The organism is Lysinibacillus sp. FSL W7-1291 (genome assembly GCF_038593415.1).
In the GTDB taxonomy this organism is placed as follows: domain Bacteria; phylum Bacillota; class Bacilli; order Bacillales_A; family Planococcaceae; genus Lysinibacillus; species Lysinibacillus fusiformis_D.
This window is the reverse complement of record NZ_CP151994.1, coordinates 1,177,085-1,195,215: the sequence shown is the minus strand read 5'-3', so window position 1 is coordinate 1,195,215 and position 18,131 is coordinate 1,177,085. Positions and strand designations below refer to the sequence as shown.

General features: G+C 39.1%; 15 protein-coding genes and 1 riboswitch. Of the genes, 1 reads left to right on the top strand and 14 read right to left on the bottom strand.

All coding sequences use genetic code 11. The features are described from left to right. Positions 1–67: 67 nt before the first annotated feature. Together cobT and NST76_RS05555 are read right to left on the bottom strand one after the other, a co-directional pair. Positions 68–1,123 (bottom strand): nicotinate-nucleotide--dimethylbenzimidazole phosphoribosyltransferase, encoded by a 1,056-nt coding sequence (gene cobT / locus NST76_RS05560; RefSeq protein WP_101966382.1) that lies wholly within the window; start codon positions 1,121–1,123, stop codon positions 68–70. A gap of 93 nt (positions 1,124–1,216) precedes the next feature. Then, positions 1,217–1,393: riboswitch (cobalamin riboswitch) on the bottom strand. 72 nt (positions 1,394–1,465) lie between these two features. After that, positions 1,466–2,320, bottom strand: coding sequence for a DMT family transporter (locus tag NST76_RS05555; RefSeq protein ID WP_342535396.1), 855 nt, complete (start codon positions 2,318–2,320; stop codon positions 1,466–1,468). A 288-nt stretch (positions 2,321–2,608) separates the two neighbouring features. Here NST76_RS05555 and NST76_RS05550 point away from each other — a divergent pair, with 288 nt between their 5' ends. Beyond that, positions 2,609–3,004: a hypothetical protein gene (locus tag NST76_RS05550; RefSeq protein ID WP_036128186.1), complete on the top strand. Its 396-nt coding sequence runs from the start codon at positions 2,609–2,611 to the stop codon at positions 3,002–3,004. Between the two features lie 542 nt (positions 3,005–3,546). Here the strand turns inward: NST76_RS05550 and NST76_RS05545 are convergent. The 12 genes from NST76_RS05545 to NST76_RS05490 all read right to left on the bottom strand — a co-directional run bounded on the left by NST76_RS05545 (position 3,547) and on the right by NST76_RS05490 (position 18,080). Beyond that, positions 3,547–3,849, bottom strand: coding sequence for a rhodanese-like domain-containing protein (locus tag NST76_RS05545; protein ID WP_036124673.1), 303 nt, complete (start codon positions 3,847–3,849; stop codon positions 3,547–3,549). Between the two features lie 96 nt (positions 3,850–3,945). Further along, positions 3,946–4,176 (bottom strand): RNA chaperone Hfq, encoded by a 231-nt coding sequence (gene hfq / locus NST76_RS05540; RefSeq protein WP_036124674.1) that lies wholly within the window; start codon positions 4,174–4,176, stop codon positions 3,946–3,948. Between the two features lie 97 nt (positions 4,177–4,273). Continuing rightward, positions 4,274–5,176 (bottom strand): tRNA (adenosine(37)-N6)-dimethylallyltransferase MiaA, encoded by a 903-nt coding sequence (gene miaA / locus NST76_RS05535; protein WP_036124676.1) that lies wholly within the window; start codon positions 5,174–5,176, stop codon positions 4,274–4,276. Beyond that, positions 5,163–6,080 carry an alpha/beta hydrolase gene (locus NST76_RS05530; protein ID WP_141903518.1) on the bottom strand — a complete coding sequence of 306 codons (918 nt, stop codon included), beginning with the start codon at positions 6,078–6,080 and terminating at the stop codon, positions 5,163–5,165. The genes miaA and NST76_RS05530 overlap by 14 nt, the downstream gene beginning before the upstream one ends. Before the next feature lie 3 nt (positions 6,081–6,083). Next, a complete protein-coding gene (locus NST76_RS05525; protein ID WP_036124680.1) occupies positions 6,084–7,730 on the bottom strand; it encodes a glycerol-3-phosphate dehydrogenase/oxidase in 1,647 nt (548 codons plus the stop codon). Between the two features lie 18 nt (positions 7,731–7,748). Next, positions 7,749–9,242, bottom strand: coding sequence for a glycerol kinase GlpK (glpK, locus tag NST76_RS05520; RefSeq protein ID WP_342544720.1), 1,494 nt, complete (start codon positions 9,240–9,242; stop codon positions 7,749–7,751). 19 nt (positions 9,243–9,261) lie between these two features. After that, entirely contained in the window at positions 9,262–11,124 is a 1,863-nt protein-coding gene (gene mutL / locus NST76_RS05515; RefSeq protein WP_101966384.1) for a DNA mismatch repair endonuclease MutL, read from the bottom strand. Positions 11,125–11,143: 19 nt separating this feature from the next. Further along, complete coding sequence (gene mutS, locus NST76_RS05510; protein WP_342544718.1) at positions 11,144–13,714, bottom strand: DNA mismatch repair protein MutS; 2,571 nt, start codon at positions 13,712–13,714, stop codon at positions 11,144–11,146. A 128-nt stretch (positions 13,715–13,842) separates the two neighbouring features. Further along, positions 13,843–14,490 (bottom strand): outer spore coat protein CotE, encoded by a 648-nt coding sequence (gene cotE, locus NST76_RS05505; RefSeq protein WP_170829783.1) that lies wholly within the window; start codon positions 14,488–14,490, stop codon positions 13,843–13,845. Positions 14,491–14,625: 135 nt separating this feature from the next. After that, positions 14,626–15,063, bottom strand: coding sequence for a RicAFT regulatory complex protein RicA family protein (locus NST76_RS05500; protein WP_058844648.1), 438 nt, complete (start codon positions 15,061–15,063; stop codon positions 14,626–14,628). Further along, positions 15,064–16,608, bottom strand: a complete 1,545-nt coding sequence (gene miaB, locus NST76_RS05495) for a tRNA (N6-isopentenyl adenosine(37)-C2)-methylthiotransferase MiaB (protein WP_036121204.1) — start codon at positions 16,606–16,608, stop codon at positions 15,064–15,066. Between the two features lie 203 nt (positions 16,609–16,811). Next, positions 16,812–18,080 (bottom strand): ATP-grasp domain-containing protein, encoded by a 1,269-nt coding sequence (locus NST76_RS05490; RefSeq protein WP_036121207.1) that lies wholly within the window; start codon positions 18,078–18,080, stop codon positions 16,812–16,814. Positions 18,081–18,131: the final 51 nt, after the last annotated feature.

Sequence of the window (18,131 nt, the reverse complement as noted above, 5' to 3'; positions counted from 1 at the left end):
AATTGATAAAAAAATGAATAAGCGCAAAGAGTTCATTAACTATTTGCGCTTATTTGTTATTCAGTAACTATTTAGCCAAAAGATTCATGGCTTCTTCTAATGTCACCATATTTTTCATCATAGAACAAGCGGCATCTAAAAGAGGAAAGGCTAGAGCAGCACCAGAGCCTTCGCCTAATCGCATGTTCATATGCAGCATTGGCTCTACACCAAGTAATGATGCGGCAATTTTAGCCCCTGGTTCCTCTGAAGCATGGGAAGGTATGATAAAGTCTTTTACTTTCGGTTCAATTTGATAAGCAATAAGCGCAGCAATAGTCGAAATAAAACCATCAATAATAACAGGTTTTCGGTGACTTGCGGCAGCCAGCATGATACCAGCCATAGCCCCTATCTCTAGCCCTCCAACTTTAGCTAGAACATCAATGATATCGTTAGGATTGGGGTTGTTGAGAGTAATTGCTTTTTCAATTACTGCTGCTTTATGAGCAATCCCTCCTTGACCAACTCCTGCGCCAAACCCTGTTATTTCAATAGGGTCATAGCCAGTCAAAGCAGCTAATATGGCAGTGCTCGGCGTTGTATTACCAATGCCCATTTCACCTGTTCCAAGTAGGTTGGCTCCTTTTGTGATTTCATCTGTTGCCACATGAATCCCCACTTCAATGGATTGAATAGCCTCTTCTCTTGACATAGCAGGGCCCTGTGCCATGTTATCTGTGCCATGTTTAATTTTATGAATGATAACACCTGCATCAAGCGGAATATCTTCTTTTACCCCAACATCTACTGTTACTACCTTTGCATTGGTAATGCCCGCAATCGCACAAACGCCTGTACCTCCCTTAGGAAAATTTAATGTTTGAAAGACCGTAACATCTTGTGGATTCGTTGTTATGCCTTCCTCACAAACGCCATGATCTGCTGCACAGACAATCATCACTTTTTTATCGACCATTGGATATAATTGTCCTGTTATGCCTGAAAGCTGTACGGCAAGTGATTCTAGTTTCCCCAAGCTACCTGGGGGCTTACAAAGCGCATCAATTCGCTTTCTAGCTTGGTCCATACTATTCATATCAGCCTCTTGGATATTTTGAATCGTGTCTTGTAATAATTGCATTATTGTTTCTCCTCTCGTTCTACATGAAGACAAAATAAAAAGTCTGTAGTTTATTGTCATGACAAATAAACTACAGACTTTTCCATCATCTATATACTTCCGAAGCAAGTAGGCAGGTCTCCTGGCTCAAGCTCAACATATCATCGTGCCTTCCCAGCGATTCGCTAGTGGCATTTACGATGACACTCCCTTATACAGTGGCGGGTCCGCTAAAGTTTTTCACTTTATTCCCTATTCTCCCTATTGGGCACCTAATGCTTTTATTAAACTATTTATAATCTACGACAGCGTATTTTTTCTGTCAATATTAGAATACTCGCCTTGTACCATTTCTTCGGTTACCTATTCTTTTTCTATTTCGCTTAGCAATGTTGAGCCTAATAATAGGACCGCTCCTATTATTTGTAGAAGCGTCATTTTTTCACCTATAATCATCGTGGAAATTACTAATGATGTCAGTGGATCAATATAGCTAAGAATGGCTATACTTTGTCCTTTTAACTGTGACATGCCTAAAAAGAACAATAAAAATCCAACCCCTGCATGGACAATGCCTAATGTAATTAAGAATAGGACTGACTCAAAACTGATTTTCATGACCTGAAATCCTGTAGTTCCAAGTAGATAGAAGCTAAGGAAAAATGCTGCTAAAGAAAGTTGAATCATTGTATTTTCTGGTTCCTTTAAGCCGCATATAAATTTATTTGTCAATGTTAGCGCTGTGTAAAAGCATGCCGCGATAAGACCGTAGACAATGCCTATAAAATGCTCACTGTCCCCAGTGCCTTGACTTTGGACAATCAAATATAGTCCGATAAGAGCCACACAGACATACATTATTTTTCTGCCAACTAGCTTCTCTTTTAAAATAATTGGAGATAAGCAGATAACGAGTACTGGTGCAAAATAATAACTCAATGCAGCATTGGCAATCGTTGTTGCTTTATAAGCCTGAAATAAAAAAATCCAGTTCCCACACAAGGCGATACTAGAAAGTATTAATTTCCACTTATTTTTTATAATCTCTAATTTCGAAAAATTCCCCTTTTTATAAATAAAAATCACTACTAAAAAACAAGCACCTATTAAACTCATCCAAAAAGCAATTTCACTTGAAGTTAACGGAATATACTTGGCAAAAACACCAACTGCTCCAAAAATAATCATGGATAATACAAATGCTAATTTTCCGCTCATTACAAATTCCTACTTTCTACGTATAAAGTATTAACCTATACAGTAGAATCTATTGAAAATGAGCAAACTGTTATTGTATGCCTAAACAGTAGATTCTACTGTAAAGACATTGTTGGGGGTGCTATTGAACGAAACATACAAAATCCCTCCTTCACCTACTTAATTGTAACATATTTCTGAAAATTAAAGAGTAAGTTTTATAAAGAAAGGGATCACTAATCCCTTCATACTATTATGAGTATGTACAATGTAAGGTAGGTCATAAATTTTCTTTGAGGAGGAGTTAGGATGAATGCAAGAGAATTGAGAAATGCCATTGCGGAGACTTGTGAAAATTATGATAGTCACTACGCTCAGTTAGTGAAACCAATCAATCAGTTATTAATGAATGTCGATGCTAGTATAAGTAACGAAACAGCGAATATAATCATCGAAAATTTGAAGTTATATTATAGCGGGGATAAATACATGACGGAATGTCACTTCGATGAGAGTGAAAATTTCTTAAAAGATGGTCTTGAACTTCTTCAAAAGGGGGATCTTGCGAATGGTGCTTTACAAATATATGGTGCTGGTTTAAATTTTTCCAGTTATGCTTTAAAGGTTCGTGGGCAAAAAAATGTGAATCCGTATATTAACTTTGAAAAAAATTTCAGCCTCATCATGAACACACTCCGAAAATAAGTATATAAAAAAGGTGATGTCAATGATAGAAACAGCCACTTTGAAAAGCGAGAGGTTGATTTCCGTTCCAGCGTCCTTTCAGGGGGCGTCCGATGATGAGCCGCTTCACTCACTGCGTTCGCTCCAAGGTCCCCTCTGTGACGCTAAATCCCCTAGGAGTGACACAGGCTCCACTCCAATCAACCATATGTAAAAGTGGCTTTTCCTTCTCTTTCATACGAACCGTAGTGAACAAAATAGCCCATTATTTGTCTGATGAGAGAAAGGATAGCCCTTTATTTTCAATGTGAAGAAGTGGTAAGTAACAACACCCCTCCATAAAGAGTAGTGAACACCTTTGCTAAAAAGGTACCATTTTTATGCATTGGAATGGAAGGCTACTTGACTCCCGTGGGATAGTGAGACAGGCGAGCCTCTAAACGGAGCGGTAGCAGAGGAAGCGGCTCGGCGCTCGCTACCAGGAAAGCAAGTAGCCTGCAACGGAAATCCATTTTCACCTGTCACAAAAATGCTATGGATGGTTTTATTTTTCATTATGTCATTTATTTAAATTCTAATTCTCCATCGTAAGCTAGCATGCCGCCTTCAAGATTTGTTACATCAAATCCTTGCGCTTCTAAATAAGCACATGCATTAGCAGAACGAGCACCAGCCTTACAAACAACAATATATGGCTTTTCTACGTCTAATTCCTCTAAACGTTCCGGGATTGTCCCAAGGGCAATGTGCTTGGCACCAGGAATCATGCCGTGTGCTACTTCATCCTCTTCACGTACATCAATAATATATAGGTCCTCATTTGCATCTAATCGTTCTAGTAATTGTGTTGTTTCCATTGATTTCATGAACTTTTTTCCTCCAAAATTTCAAATTCCACTTACATTATAGCTTGTAACAAAAAAAACAGCCAGTGTGGTGAACACAAGCTGTTTAACAATTTTTTATCCTTCTGTCTCTAAAAACTCTATTTGTTTTGCTGGAACGAATGTAGAAATGGCGTGCTTGTAGATTAGGTGCTGCTTATTTTCAGCATCCATTAATAAAACTGTAAAATTGTCATATGATTTCACAGTCCCTTTTAACTGAAATCCATTTAACAGAAATACAGTTACAAAAACACTGTTTTTACGTAGTTGGTTCAAGAACGTATCTTGCAAGTTGATTGATTTCATCAAATAGCCTCCCCACTAACTTTCTACCTCTTCACTCCTATAGTAGCATGTTCTACCAATTTATCAATTAGTAATTTTTAGAAATTTTTCTTAATTATTATAATTGTTCATCCGTCGTAATAAAATGGACATCCATTTTATTGCGAAAATAGGTAAGTTGTCTTTTTGCATAGCGGCGTGAATTTTGTTTTAAGCTATCAATAGCTTCTTCGAGGGTACATTTGTCATCCAAATAATCATACAATTCCTTATAGCCAATTGCTTGTATGGACTGCACATTTCGAATATTTTGCTGCCATAAACCTTTGACTTCTTCTAAAAGGCCATTGTCCATCATTAAATCAACACGACGGTTAATGCGGTCATAAAGCACTTCACGGGTCATATTTTGACCTAACCCCAAAATGACATGCTTATAGAGAGGTACTTCCCCTCGGTTTTGTGCTTCAGCTGCTTTGGATACACCGCTTAATTCCAGCATTTCTAATGCACGAATGACACGACGCGTATTGTTTGGATGAATCGTCTCCGCTGTTTGAGGGTCTAGTTGTTTTAATTTATCATGCATTGCCTCAGGGCCAAGCTTTGCTAATTCATCATAGTAGGCTTTTCGTGCTTCCTCATCAACTTTCTCATCAGTAAATTGGAAATCATAGAGGACCGCTTGTACATATAAGCCTGAGCCACCTACTATAATGGGTAATTTTTGTCGAGATTGGATTTCTGCAATTTTTGCTCGGACTAATTTTTGATAATCCGCTACTGAAAAAGATTCTGTCGGCTCTAAAAAACTGAGTAGATGGTGTGGTACGCCCTCCATCTCTTCTTCCTTAATTTTAGCAGTCCCAATATCGAGTCCTTTATAAATTTGCATGGAGTCGCCATTAATGACTTCACCGTTATATTTTTTCGCCAGTTCAATGCTTAAAGCTGTTTTACCAGAGGCAGTTGGTCCTACAATCGCTACGACCTCTGCCTGCTGTAATTTAGTTTCTATCATATTTTTCTAACCACCGTAATAATACTTGAAAGACCGCTTCTTGATTGTCTTCATTTAAAATTTCATGCCGTTTGTCCTCAAATAAATAAACCGTTACATCTTTTACTCCTACTGTTGCCAATTGTTCAGCAACTGTGTAAACGCCCAGCCCCTGTTCGCCAACCGGGTCTTTACTTCCGCTTATCAAGAGAATAGGAAGATTTTTTCTCATTTTTGCTAATTCTTTTTTACGATTAAGTGTTGCAAAGCCTGTTGTTAAATCGACAAAAAATTGATTGGTTGGAATAAAGCCACAATATGGGTCATCTATATACTTCTGCACCTCTTGTTGGACAGAACATAGCCAGTCATAGGCCGTCTTTGGATTTGGAAACTGTTTATTAAAGCTACCAAAACTCAATTGATTTAGCAACTTACTTTCAGTTTCTTTCCCTAGCCCCTTAGCTAATACCTTGGCTACGATATTTCCAACAGCATGCAGGGCTGTCACATTTCCCGTACCACAGAGAATAACATTGTCTACTTGTTCACCATACAGTTGAATATATCGTCTAGTAATGAATGACCCCATACTATGACCAAAAATAATGAATGGTACATTTGCGTAAGGCGCATGTAATTGCGTGACCACTTCATGGGCATCTTTTACCACACGCTCAAAGCCGTTCTTTTCAGCAAAAAAACCTAACGTGCCATTATAGGCTGCCGTTTCACCGTGACCACGATGATCGTGCATCGTCACTACATAGCCTGCCGTATTGAGTGTTTTAGCAAATGTTAAATAGCGACCACTGTGCTCTGCCATACCATGCAAAATGTGAATATGACCAATACATGGCGTTGTGGGCTCCAATGTTCGAGTAAAGACAAAATGTCCATCCGACATTTGAATATAACGCTCCATCCCTTACTCCCCTTTTTTCACAAAATTTGTTGCATCCTTAATGGCTTGCTCTAATTCAGCCATATACTTGTGTTTCTGTTCCTCCGTATAATTCAAGTGTTGTTGCATCACTTGAATTACTTGCTGCTTATAAAGCTTGACGGCCTCAATATCAAAGTAAAGCAAGCCTGTACGACGAATAAAGAAGTCGCTCGGTGTATAGACCATTTCCTCTTCCATGCCATACAGTAGCATAGCGTGTAAAGCTAGAGGCATTGTACTGCCATGTTCATGTAAAAATTTAACACGATTAAATAATCCATCTACATTTGTGCCATACTTTTGTACAAGCTGTTTGGCTTCATCATAATTTAAGCCGTATTGTACACCTTCTCGTGCTTTATAAGCCATATAGTCAGGGAAATTAATCGCGTTGATTCCTTTTGCACCAGACAGTGAGAGCTCACGTGTTAAACAAGCACTTGCATGCTTATAGCGACGAGCTTTTACAATTTTATCGACAATTGTTTCAGCCATTTGACGATAGCCTGTGAGCTTACCGCCAGCGATTGTCATTAAACCACTTGGCGCTGTCCATATTTCATCTTTCCTTGAAATTTCAGAAGGGTCCTTTCCTTTTTCATAAATGAGCGGGCGTACTCCTGCCCAGGATGATTCAATCGTTTCTCTTGTAATAGTAGCAGTTGGAAAGACTTTTTTAGCAGCCTCAATTAAATAATCTACATCTTGCTGTGTAGCAACAGGGTGTACAAGATTTCCCTCAAAGACTGTATCCGTTGTCCCTATATAGGTTTTGTCATCTCGCGGAATTGCAAAAGCCATACGTCCATCAGGAATATCAAAATAAACAGCTTGCTTCAGTGGAAAATCCTTTTGGTTGAGGACAATATGAACGCCTTTTGTCAGACGTAATTGCTTGTTATCTGTTACTTTATCCTTGTGTCGTACGTCATCTACCCAAGGGCCTGTAGCATTGACAATTTGTGCTGCATGTACATCGAGTATTGTTCCCGTAACATGATCCTTCACTTTAATGCCAACAAGCTTTTTCTTTTTGTAGATAAATTCCGTCATCTCTGCATAATTGAGACACAATGCTCCATATTCTGCAGCCTTTTTCAATACTTCAATCGTCAGACGTGCATCATCCGTACGATATTCAACATAATACCCTCCACCCACAAGTCCATCTTCATTAAGTAAAGGTTCTAATGCTAGGGTTTCTTGGACGTTTAACATTGTTCTACGTTCATGTTTTTTGACACCCGCCAAGCGGTCATAAACCTTTAATGCTATAGATGTTGTAAACGGACTAAGTGAGCCCTTCTTATATAAAGGTAATAGCATTTTTTCAGGCGTTGTGACATGAACCGCATTATCATAAACGATTTCACGTTCACGCCCCACTTCCGCTACGACACCCACATCAAATTGCTTTAAATAACGTAGGCCACCGTGAATCAGCTTGGTTGAACGGCTCGACGTACCAGCTGAAAAATCCTGCATGTCAATTAATGCGACAGAAAGGCCTCTTGATGCGGCATCTAATGCAATTCCTGCACCTGTAATACCACCACCAATGACTAATACGTCAAAGCTATAGTGCTCTAGATAATATAAAATTTTTGGACGATGCTCAAATGAAAACATACCTTTCTCCCCCAATAGCTATGATTTAAAAATTCGTGTGGCCTCTACAGCCTTTTGCCAGCCAGTATAAAGAGCTGTGGCTTGCTCGTCCTCCATTTGTGGTTGGTAGGTTTGGCCACTCATCCATAATGCAGATAAGGTCTCTTGGTTTGGCCAAAAGTTTGTGGCAAGACCTGCTAAATAGGCTGCACCTAGTGCTGTTGATTCATTAAGCTGTGCTAGCTCAACTTGTAGCTGTAAAACATCACTTTGGAACTGCATTAATAAATGATTTTTAACAGCCCCACCATCGACACGGAGTACTTCAATCGGGGTACCCGCTGCTTCTTCCATTGCATCCAGTACATCCTTTGTTTGATAGGCTAATGATTCAAGTGTTGCCCGGATGAAATGCTCTTTTGATGTTCCTCGTGTTAAGCCAAAAATGGCACCACGAGCATCTGTATCCCAATAAGGAGTTCCTAGACCAACAAAGGCAGGGACAATGTAGACACCATCCGTGTTCTTCACCTTTTTAGCATAGGTTTCGGAATCCTCAGCAGTACGAATCATACGTAGCCCATCTCGTAGCCATTGGATTGCTGACCCTGCTACAAAAACACTACCTTCTAATGCATAGGTCACTTTTCCATCTATCCCCCAAGCAATAGTCGTCAGTAAACCATTTTCAGAGGTCACTGCTTGCTGGCCTGTATTTAATAGCATAAAACAGCCAGTACCGTAAGTGTTTTTAGCCATTCCTTTTGTAAAGCAAGTTTGACCAAAAAGAGCGGCTTGTTGATCACCTGCAATCCCTGCAATCGGAATTTTTTCACCAAAGAAAATACTTGGTGCTGTTTCCGTGTATATTTCAGATGAATTTTTCACTTCAGGTAACATTGACATTGGAATAGCTAAAAGCTGACAAAGCTCATCATCCCATTGCAATTCATGAATATTGTAAAGCAATGTTCGAGCTGCATTTGAATAGTCGGTTACATGAGCCTTTCCTTTTGATAATCGCCAAACAATCCAAGAATCAATCGTCCCAAATAGCAAATCTCCATTGTTTGCCATTGCGCGTGCGCCATCCACATTGTCTAAAATCCATTTAATTTTTGTTGCAGAAAAATAAGCATCTAGGCGTAGCCCTGTTTTTTGCTGAAAAAGCTCTTCATGGCCTTGATCTTTTAAGGTATTCACAATGTCCTGTGTTTGGCGCGATTGCCAGACAATCGCATTGTAAATGGGCTGACCTGTCTTTTTATCCCATACAACTGTCGTTTCGCGTTGATTGGTAATGCCAATGGCATGTACCTCACTTGCTTCGTGCCCACTTTCGGTTAAGACCGCCGCAATAACGGCTAGAATAGAACCCCAAATTTCATTTGCATTATGCTCTACCCAGCCAGCCTTCGGAAAAATTTGCTGAAATTCTTTTTGTGCGACATGAACAATTTCACCTTTTTTATTAAATAAAATAGCCCTTGAACTTGTCGTTCCTTGATCAATCGCTAAAATAAATTCGCCCATCCCAACTTCCCCCTTGTCTCTACATAACCCGTTTGAACATTTTTTCCACTTCATACGATGTAAAATGAATAAGCACTGGACGTCCATGAGGGCATGTAAATGGATTATCTGCATTACGTAAATCTCGTAGTAATGTTTCCATTTGTTCTTTTGTTAAATAATGATTGGCTTTGATCGATTTTTTACAGCTCATCATAATCGCCGCTGCTTCACGTAATTTTTTGACATCGGCCTTTTTCGTTGTTAGCACCTGTTCAATTAAATCCTCAATGATTTCCTGCTCTTCCCCTTGTGGGAACCAACTTGGGTGCTCACGTACAACAAAAGATGACTGACCAAATTCCTCTAAAAATACACCTACAGCTTCTAGCTCATGCTTGTATTCTCGTAAAATAAGTGCTTCATCGGCCGCATAGTGGAAAGTTAGTGGAAGCAATAATGCTTGACGTTCATGCGGATTGACTTGACCGACCTTTTCACGGAAAAATTCATATTTAATGCGTTCTTGTGCAGCATGTTGATCAATTAAATAAAAACCATCTTCCATTTGTGCAACAATGTATGTGCCATGGATTTGCCCAACTACTTCTAGTTCAGGAAATGGCTCTTTCGTAGACTCATTCTCAATTACTTCTTGTTGTTCTACACTGCTTACTTGTTCAACTGTCTCAGTCTCCAATCGCAGATCGGGCTGCCAGCTATCCTCTATCATAGTAGGTACAGGCTCTGGCACGACCAACTGTTCACGATTGCTCTCTTGAATGGTTTGGACATCATATAGTTTCTCAACAATTGCATGCATCTTCTCTACATCTATTTTGGGAGCAGGCTTCCAAATATTAAGTTGCTCATTAGTAGGTTTGACACTTTTTTCTTTCTTCTCCATCTGAGGTACGCGAATAACGCTGCGTATTTTTTCACGGATGGTTTCCTCGATTAATTTCAAAAGCTCTGGCTCTTTACTTAAACGAATTTGATGTTTCGCAGGATGCACATTGACATCTGTTAAATAAGGATCTCCCTCTATATAAAGGACAACTATCGGATAGCGTTCGATGGGTAAATACGTATGGTAGGCATCCACAACCACTTTTTGCACTAAATAATGCTTGACCCAGCGACCATTAACAAACAGAGACATATAATTTTTGGAAGCACGTGTCACCTCAGGCAAGGACACAAAGCCAGAAATTCGATAATCATATGATTCGCCTTGGAACGGCACCATCTTCTTGGCATTATGTACACCGTAAATAGCGGCCAGTACTTGTTGCACATCTCCTCGCCCATTGGTTTGCAATAATTGTTGACCATTATGCAGTAATCTGAATGCAATTTGTGGATTGCTAAGTGCTAGGCGATTCATTAGGTCTATCGTATGCCCAAGTTCAGTTTGAATAGTTTTCATATATTTTAAGCGTGCGGGCGTGTTAAAAAATAGCTGAGATACCGTTAAATCCGTACCTTTACGCAAAGGGCCAGGCTTATGTGTTAGGATATGTCCACCTTCAAGCTCTAAATGCGTTCCAGATTCACCATTTGATGTTATCAGCGTCATTTTAGAAACAGAAGCAATGGATGCCAATGCTTCCCCACGGAAACCAAGTGTACGAATGCGGAATAAATCATGTTCCTGATGAATTTTACTAGTAGCATGGCGAGAGAATGACATCAATGCATCCTCTTCATCCATACCATTACCATTATCTATTACTTGAATGGAAGTGAGACCCGCTTCTAGTAAAAAAACATCAATGGACGTACTCCCCGCATCAATGGCATTTTCCACTAGCTCTTTGACAACAGAAGCTGGTCTTTCTACTACCTCTCCTGCTGCGATTTTATTGGATAGCCACTCGTCCATAATTTGTATGTTTCCCACTAACGTATCACTCCTTTATCTATTTTTTTACGTTGATTAGCTCTTGCTGTAGCTCATATAAAATATTCATTGCCTGCATAGGTGAAGTGCCTAAAATATTGACTTTTTCTAATTTTTTTAGCACCTCTGCCTCGGCTGGTGAAATCGGCTCTTCCTCTGCAAACAAAGACATTTGCACGGGTTGTTCAGCCATTACTTGTGTTTCAGCAACTACTTCTTTCCCAGCCTCAAAATTCTCCAGTAAAACACGCGCTCTCGCTAAAATTTCTTCTGGCAATTGTGCGAGCTGTGCTACATGAATACCATAGGATTTATCAGCGGCTCCTTTTTTCACCTTATGCAAGAACACAACCGTTCCATTTTTTTCCGTAGCCGATACATGGACATTTTGTAAGCGAGGTAAATCCTTTTCCAGTGCCGTTAATTCATGATAATGCGTAGAAAATAATGTATTTGCACCGATTTTATCATGAATATATTCCATCATCGATTGTGCCAAACTCATGCCGTCATAAGTCGATGTGCCACGTCCGATTTCATCAAATAGCATCAAGCTATTTTTTGTTGCATGCATAATAGCATGTTGTGATTCAAGCATTTCTACCATAAATGTGGATTGTCCTGCTGCTAAATCATCAGCCGCTCCAATGCGCGTAAAAATTTGATCGGTAATAGGCAGTTTCGCCTTTTCAGCAGGTACATAACAGCCCATTTGCGCCATAACAACAATTAAGGCTACTTGGCGCATATAAGTACTTTTACCAGACATATTCGGCCCTGTAATAAGCATCATATTATGCTGCTCTTCTAGCACACAATCATTTGGTACATACATTTGCTTATTTAACATTTTTTCAACAACTGGATGTCGTCCCTCTATAATTTCGAGCGCACGTCCACCATGAAATTCTGGTTTTGTAAAACGATATTTTTCTGAAACACTTGCAAAGCTTAGTAAAACATCTAGCTCACTAATACTTGCTGCAAGTGCTTGTACACGTGGGATATATGCCTTTAATGCCTCTCGAATTTCCACAAACAGATTGTACTCTAATGTTAAGCTTTCTTCCTCTGCATTTAAAATTAATGCTTCTTTTTCTTTTAGTTCGTGTGTAATATAGCGCTCTGCATTCGCCAACGTTTGTTTGCGCTCATAGCGTGTTAAGTCAGCTAAATGAATATTCGATTTTGTAATTTCAATATAGTAACCAAAAATTCGATTATAGCCTATTTTTAAATTTTTAATGCCTGTTTTCATTCGCTCTTCTTGTTCAAGTTGGGCAATCCAATCTTTACCGTTGCGAGCAGCATAGCGTAGTTCGTCTAAACGCTCATTGTAGCCATCACGGATGACATCCCCTTCTTTAATGGTAATAGGCGGATTATCAGTGATCGCCATTGCTAATAAAGCCTCGACATCTGTGCATGTATCAAGTGCTACACCTAATTGCTGTAACGTCTCTTTATTTGCCCCCATCAGCTGCTGCTGAATAGCTGGCACTTGGCGCAATGAATCACGTAATTGGGCTAAATCACGTCCGCCTACATTGCCAAACGCAACACGACCAGCCAAACGCTCTAAATCATAGACTTGTTTTAAGGAAGCTTGTAACTCAGTGCGCACAAAATATTCTTCCAATAAATCCGTGACAATCGCCATCCTGTCCTCAATCGCTGTACGAGTAGCCAGCGGCTGATGTAGCCATTGTTTTAATTTTCGCCCACCCATTGCTGTCACGGTATCATCTAATAGCCATAAAAGTGTTCCTTTTTGGTCTCCACCACGAATCGATTGAATCAACTCTAAGTTTCGTTTGGAGCTAGAATCAATGCGTAAATAATTTTTAATTTCATTAAACGTGAAAGCTTGAATATGCGATAAAGAGCGCATTTGTGTTTGATCGATATACGCTAACAAACGAAGACAGGCAACTTGTAATGGCTGAGGTACGGCTTCTAAATAGCTTGCTGCTTTGTCCATAGGCATTTCATCCACTTCAACTGATAGCACAATCCCAGCATGAACGGCGTGCTCTGCTAATAGTAGCTGTAAACTATCCGTTACAATAAGCTCTCGAATACCATAAGCCTGCATTTGCATTAAGAGGGCTTTTCCATCGCCTTCAATAGAAGAAGCCACTGCTTCACCTGTCGATAAATCTAAATAGGCATAGCCAAATGTCGTGTCATCTAATTGCTCTGCTGCCCCAATAAAGTGGTTGGTTTTACCGTCAAGCGCCTTACCTTCCATAATGGTTCCGGGTGTGATAAGCTGAACCACTTCACGTTTGACCACACCTTTTGCTTGCTTTGGATCTTCTGTTTGTTCACAAATCGCCACTTTATAGCCCTTTTGCACAAGTGTTTCAATATAATTTTTAGCCGAATGATGCGGCACACCACACATTGGTATTCGCTCTTTTGCGCCTGCATCTCGGCTCGTTAATGTAATCTCTAAAATTTGTGAGGCATTGATGGCATCCTCAAAAAACATTTCATAAAAGTCACCTAATCTAAAAAATAAAAAGGCATCTTTGTAGTCTTCCTTTACCTGTAGATACTGTTGCATCATTGGTGTATATGTTGTCATATAATTATTTACCTCGCTCTTACCATATAGATATTTTTATTATAACAAAAGATACATGCGAAACGCTTCCTTCACCTTTTTTAAGATGCTAGCATTTCGCATGTATCAAAAAATGATGTTTTTTAGACTTATCTTGGTCGTTCATCAGGAAACGATGAAGACTCTAACACATACCTGCTTTCTCCATCAGAGCTGGAAGATGAGCTGGAGCTTGATGAGGAGGATGAAGAACTTTCATCATTAAAGCTCCAATCTTCTTCATAGTCTAATGGATGGACACTAATACAAATTGTTGTTTCACCCATTACTTCGACAACTACTTCACGTTCTACAACAATTTCAAACTTCGTACCACATGGAGAGATAATCGCTTCAATACAATTTGGTTCTTGTATCACACGTACACGAACATCATCACCAACGCTAATTTCACCTTCACGATAATGAAGCTTCACTTTGTCTTTATAGTGAACCGTTTCGGAAAACACAGCTGTTTTCGAATGGTTACTATAGGCATACCACACATTGACATCAAATTTCCCAGTTACTTCTACAAATTTCCCGACTCTTTTCGCAGAGCAAGTATGATTGATTACCCAGCATCCTAAAATACTTGTCGGTTTATTTGTTGGTGATAATGTTACACGTTCTTCCGTTCTCTTCTTCCCTTTGGCAACTACTGCTTTCGTCACGATTTGTCGTAAACGTTTCAGCGCAATTCCTCCTTCGACTCTTTTCACTCCATCATATGCAGGTAGCGCCCATTGGGTGAACATATATTTTTAGAGAATGAAAAGTATCGTCCAAATCTTTTTCCGTGAGAGGTCTGCTATAGCATGGGAATGCTTCAATAGAAGAAGACATGAAAAAAGCTCGAATGCTGTCATTCGAGCTTTGATTTCGAGGATTTATTAAGAGCAGCTACCTGGCTGAGTATTTTCTACGTATGAACCCGTTTCACCACGAAGAACATCGCCACCAGTTGAGCGAACAATTTCATTTGTAACATTATTTGCGATGGTATTCGATACCAGTTGCAATAAATCATTGACATCGCCTTGTGATTCTTTAAATTGTTGCACAACTGGAATAGCATTAATTTCTTCTTCGATTTTAGCAATTTTATCTTCAATCATTTTTAATGCTTTTTCTTTCCCTAAGTGTTGGAAATTAACCGCCTGTTTTTGTAAGCTTTTTAAGCTTGCAATACGTTCACGTACTTGTTGATTTTCATTAATCTGTGCTTCTGCCTTTTTGAAAAATTCAACCTCTGGTGTATTTGCAATCATATGTGCAATTTCATGTGATTTTTTAATTAAATCTTCTTTTGTATATAACACTTGTGTCATTTACGCTTCCACCTTTTCATTTTTTACGACTTCCACAAATTCACCCGTAAGTGAATAAGATGTAGTCTCTATTATTTTTACTTTTACTAATTGACCAATTACTTCTGCTGGTGCTTTAAAGTTAACTAAACGATTTTTCCGCGTATAGCCCGCTAGCACATCGTCTCGTCGTTTACTTGTACCTTCAACTAATACTTCGACAACCTCACCATTTAACCGTTCTAATGCTTTGCGTGAGTATTCACCCACCACTTCATTTAAACGTTGAAGACGCTCTTTTTTCACCTCTTCAGGTACATTGTCGACCATTTTGGCAGCTGGTGTTCCTTCACGAGGAGAATAAATATACGTAAATGCAGCCTCAAAGCCAACTTCACGATATAAGGACAATGTTTCCTCAAATTGCTCCTCTGTTTCATTCGGATAGCCAACGATAATATCTGTTGTTAGTGTTACTTCAGGTATTGCGGCTTTAATTCTGTCTACTAAACCAAGGAAATGCTCACGTGTGTATTTACGCGCCATAATTTTTAGGACGTCATTCGAGCCAGATTGAACTGGTAAATGGATATGCTCCACTAAGTTGCCACGCTTTGCAAGGATTTCGATTAAATGATCATCAAAATCACGCGGATGACTCGTAGTAAAACGGATACGTGGAATATCGATCTTTCTTAATTCATCCATTAAATCGCCAAGACGATAGTCGATATCCTCAAAATCCTTCCCGTAAGCGTTGACATTTTGTCCCAGCAGCATAATTTCTTTATAGCCCGCAGCCGCTAACTCACGAACTTCGGCAATGATTTCCTCTGGACGACGACTGCGCTCTTTACCACGAGTATATGGAACGATACAATACGTACAGAATTTATCGCAACCATACATAATATTAACCCAAGCCTTAATGGAGCCAAGGCGTTTTTTCGGCAGATTTTCAATGACATCGCCTTCTTTAGACCAAACCTCAATCACCATTTCCTTCGACATATAGGCTTCTTTTAAAATGTTTGGTAAACGGTGAATATTGTGCGTACCAAATACCATATCGACGTGTGGATAGCTTCTTAAAATTTTATTAACAACAGATTCCTCTTGCGACATACAGCCACAAACCCCGATAAGCATCTCAGGGTTTTTTCGTTTATATTTCAGCAGGAAACCCAGTTCTCCAAATACTTTGTTTTCTGCATTTTCACGAATAGCACATGTATTCAGCAAGACAACGTCAGCCTCTTCAATCATCTCTGTTGGTGTGTAACCAAGCTGCATAAAAATCCCGGCCATCACTTCTGTGTCATGCTCATTCATTTGGCAGCCATAAGTACGAATATAGAAGGTGCGATCTTTGCCCATTTCTGCGAACTCTTCTGCAATGCTAAAATCCTTATGATACTTGACATCTTCTTTGCCACGTTTTTTAGCATCTTTTAAGGAAGGTGCTGTAAAGACCTTCTCAAAATATTTACTATAATCCTTTTCAGGCTTGTCTTCTTTTTTTGGTTGATTGACCTGTTGATTAGCTAAGCGTTGTTCCTCATTCATCGCAATCAGGTAACTCCTTTCAAACGAAATCCATGCACTTGAATTCCCATTTTATTATTATACTGAATAGTTGATACTTCCTACAAGGTTTGCGCCTCAAATGTCGTGGTTTCGACTTAATTACATGATGATAGGAGTAATTATCCATCAGCTTTAGCGTTCTATCCTTCAGTTTTGAAGCGCTATCCTTTCGTTTACATATGCTAACCATCGCTTTCATTAAAATACTTGCTGTACTTTACATGTAAGTACTGATTATACAATTTCAGCTTCATCCAACGTTTAATATTCATATCTTCTTTATACAGTAATGCATCTGTGTATTGTCCTTCTTTCACTAATCGCTTTGCTTCTAATTTTAATTTTTCATTGTTCATGTGTTTAAATAAAGTTTTTAGCGGAAGTAGTGACCATAGATGCTTAGTTTGGACATACGTTCGTTCATGATAAACGCCAAGCAAATAATCATCCACCATATACTGCATTAAATTATGACCGCTCGCCGTCACATAGTAGCTGGAAGCCCCTGCTCGCAAATTCATTTCAAATAGCTTATAGATCCCGTCTCGAGCATCATATTTCATATCAAAATTAGCAAAACCTGTATAGCCAATGTCCTCTAAAAAGTATCGAATGGAATCCATTAGCTGTTCATCGTAGTCTGTCATAACAGCTAAAGAAATACCTTTATTTTGCGGAGAAGGATCTTCAAGCAGTTTATTGCTGACACACATCAATTTGACTTTATGATCTCTTCCTACAAATACATCTAGTACACGAATAGAAGAATCATCACCTGGAATAAATTCTTGAACAATCAAGGAATCTTCATAGCTTGAACGATAAATACTGCGAATAATGTATTGCATCTCACTGGCATTATTTGCAAGAAATATTTTTTTCTTTTCGGGAAATGAACAGTGCGTATATGTCACTGCATTGGAAGGTTTAATGATAATGGGATACTGGAAAGGGAGTTCGCTGACTGCGTGATGCTCATTAGTTATGATCATGGTTTTGGGGTAGTTTAACTTATACTGATCACAAAGCTGATAAAATTTTTCCTTCGTTTGCACCTTCTTTAGTAAAGCTTGATCTATATAAGGTAAAATAAAATATGTTTCAAGCCGTTCTTTATTTTCAATGATAAGCTCTGCATAATAGCAGTCACAAACGATTAAAATCAATTTATTCTGTTGGCACTGCATGGCAACCTCGATTAAAGCTTGTACAAAATGGGCAGGGTCATCTAGACGCTCTACATAGTGAAAATCCAGAATGCTACTATTTTGCGTAGCAATTCCCTGTGAGCCTCCCAAAAAGAGTGAACGCATTGTTGCCCCTTTTACAGTGGGCTCAATAACAAGACTCTTGATACGATACGCTTCATAAAAAGAGCGGGCAACCCCGTAGGCATACTGACCCGATTGTATAATAATAGGTAAAAAGGGTTGTTCTTTTATACATGTCAATTTGACTCGCCTCACATTATAAAAATGAATTTAATCATTTGTATGCCAGCT

Bases quoted from the DNA above. Each gene is read 5' to 3' on its own strand.
- NST76_RS05545 (WP_036124673.1), bottom strand. From the start codon at position 3,849: ATGAAATCAATGGAAACAACACAATTACTAGAACGATTAGATGCAAAT.
- NST76_RS05550 (WP_036128186.1), top strand. From the start codon at position 2,609: ATGAATGCAAGAGAATTGAGAAATGCCATTGCGGAGACTTGTGAAAAT.
- mutS (WP_342544718.1), bottom strand. From the start codon at position 13,714: ATGACAACATATACACCAATGATGCAACAGTATCTACAGGTAAAGGAA.
- glpK (WP_342544720.1), bottom strand. From the start codon at position 9,242: ATGGGCGAATTTATTTTAGCGATTGATCAAGGAACGACAAGTTCAAGG.
- NST76_RS05555 (WP_342535396.1), bottom strand. From the start codon at position 2,320: ATGAGCGGAAAATTAGCATTTGTATTATCCATGATTATTTTTGGAGCA.
- NST76_RS05500 (WP_058844648.1), bottom strand. From the start codon at position 15,063: ATGACACAAGTGTTATATACAAAAGAAGATTTAATTAAAAAATCACAT.
- hfq (WP_036124674.1), bottom strand. From the start codon at position 4,176: ATGAAATCAATCAACTTGCAAGATACGTTCTTGAACCAACTACGTAAA.
- cobT (WP_101966382.1), bottom strand. From the start codon at position 1,123: ATGCAATTATTACAAGACACGATTCAAAATATCCAAGAGGCTGATATG.
- NST76_RS05525 (WP_036124680.1), bottom strand. From the start codon at position 7,730: ATGTTTTCATTTGAGCATCGTCCAAAAATTTTATATTATCTAGAGCAC.
- miaA (WP_036124676.1), bottom strand. From the start codon at position 5,176: ATGATAGAAACTAAATTACAGCAGGCAGAGGTCGTAGCGATTGTAGGA.
- miaB (WP_036121204.1), bottom strand. From the start codon at position 16,608: ATGAATGAGGAACAACGCTTAGCTAATCAACAGGTCAATCAACCAAAA.
- NST76_RS05530 (WP_141903518.1), bottom strand. From the start codon at position 6,080: ATGGAGCGTTATATTCAAATGTCGGATGGACATTTTGTCTTTACTCGA.
- cotE (WP_170829783.1), bottom strand. From the start codon at position 14,490: ATGTTCACCCAATGGGCGCTACCTGCATATGATGGAGTGAAAAGAGTC.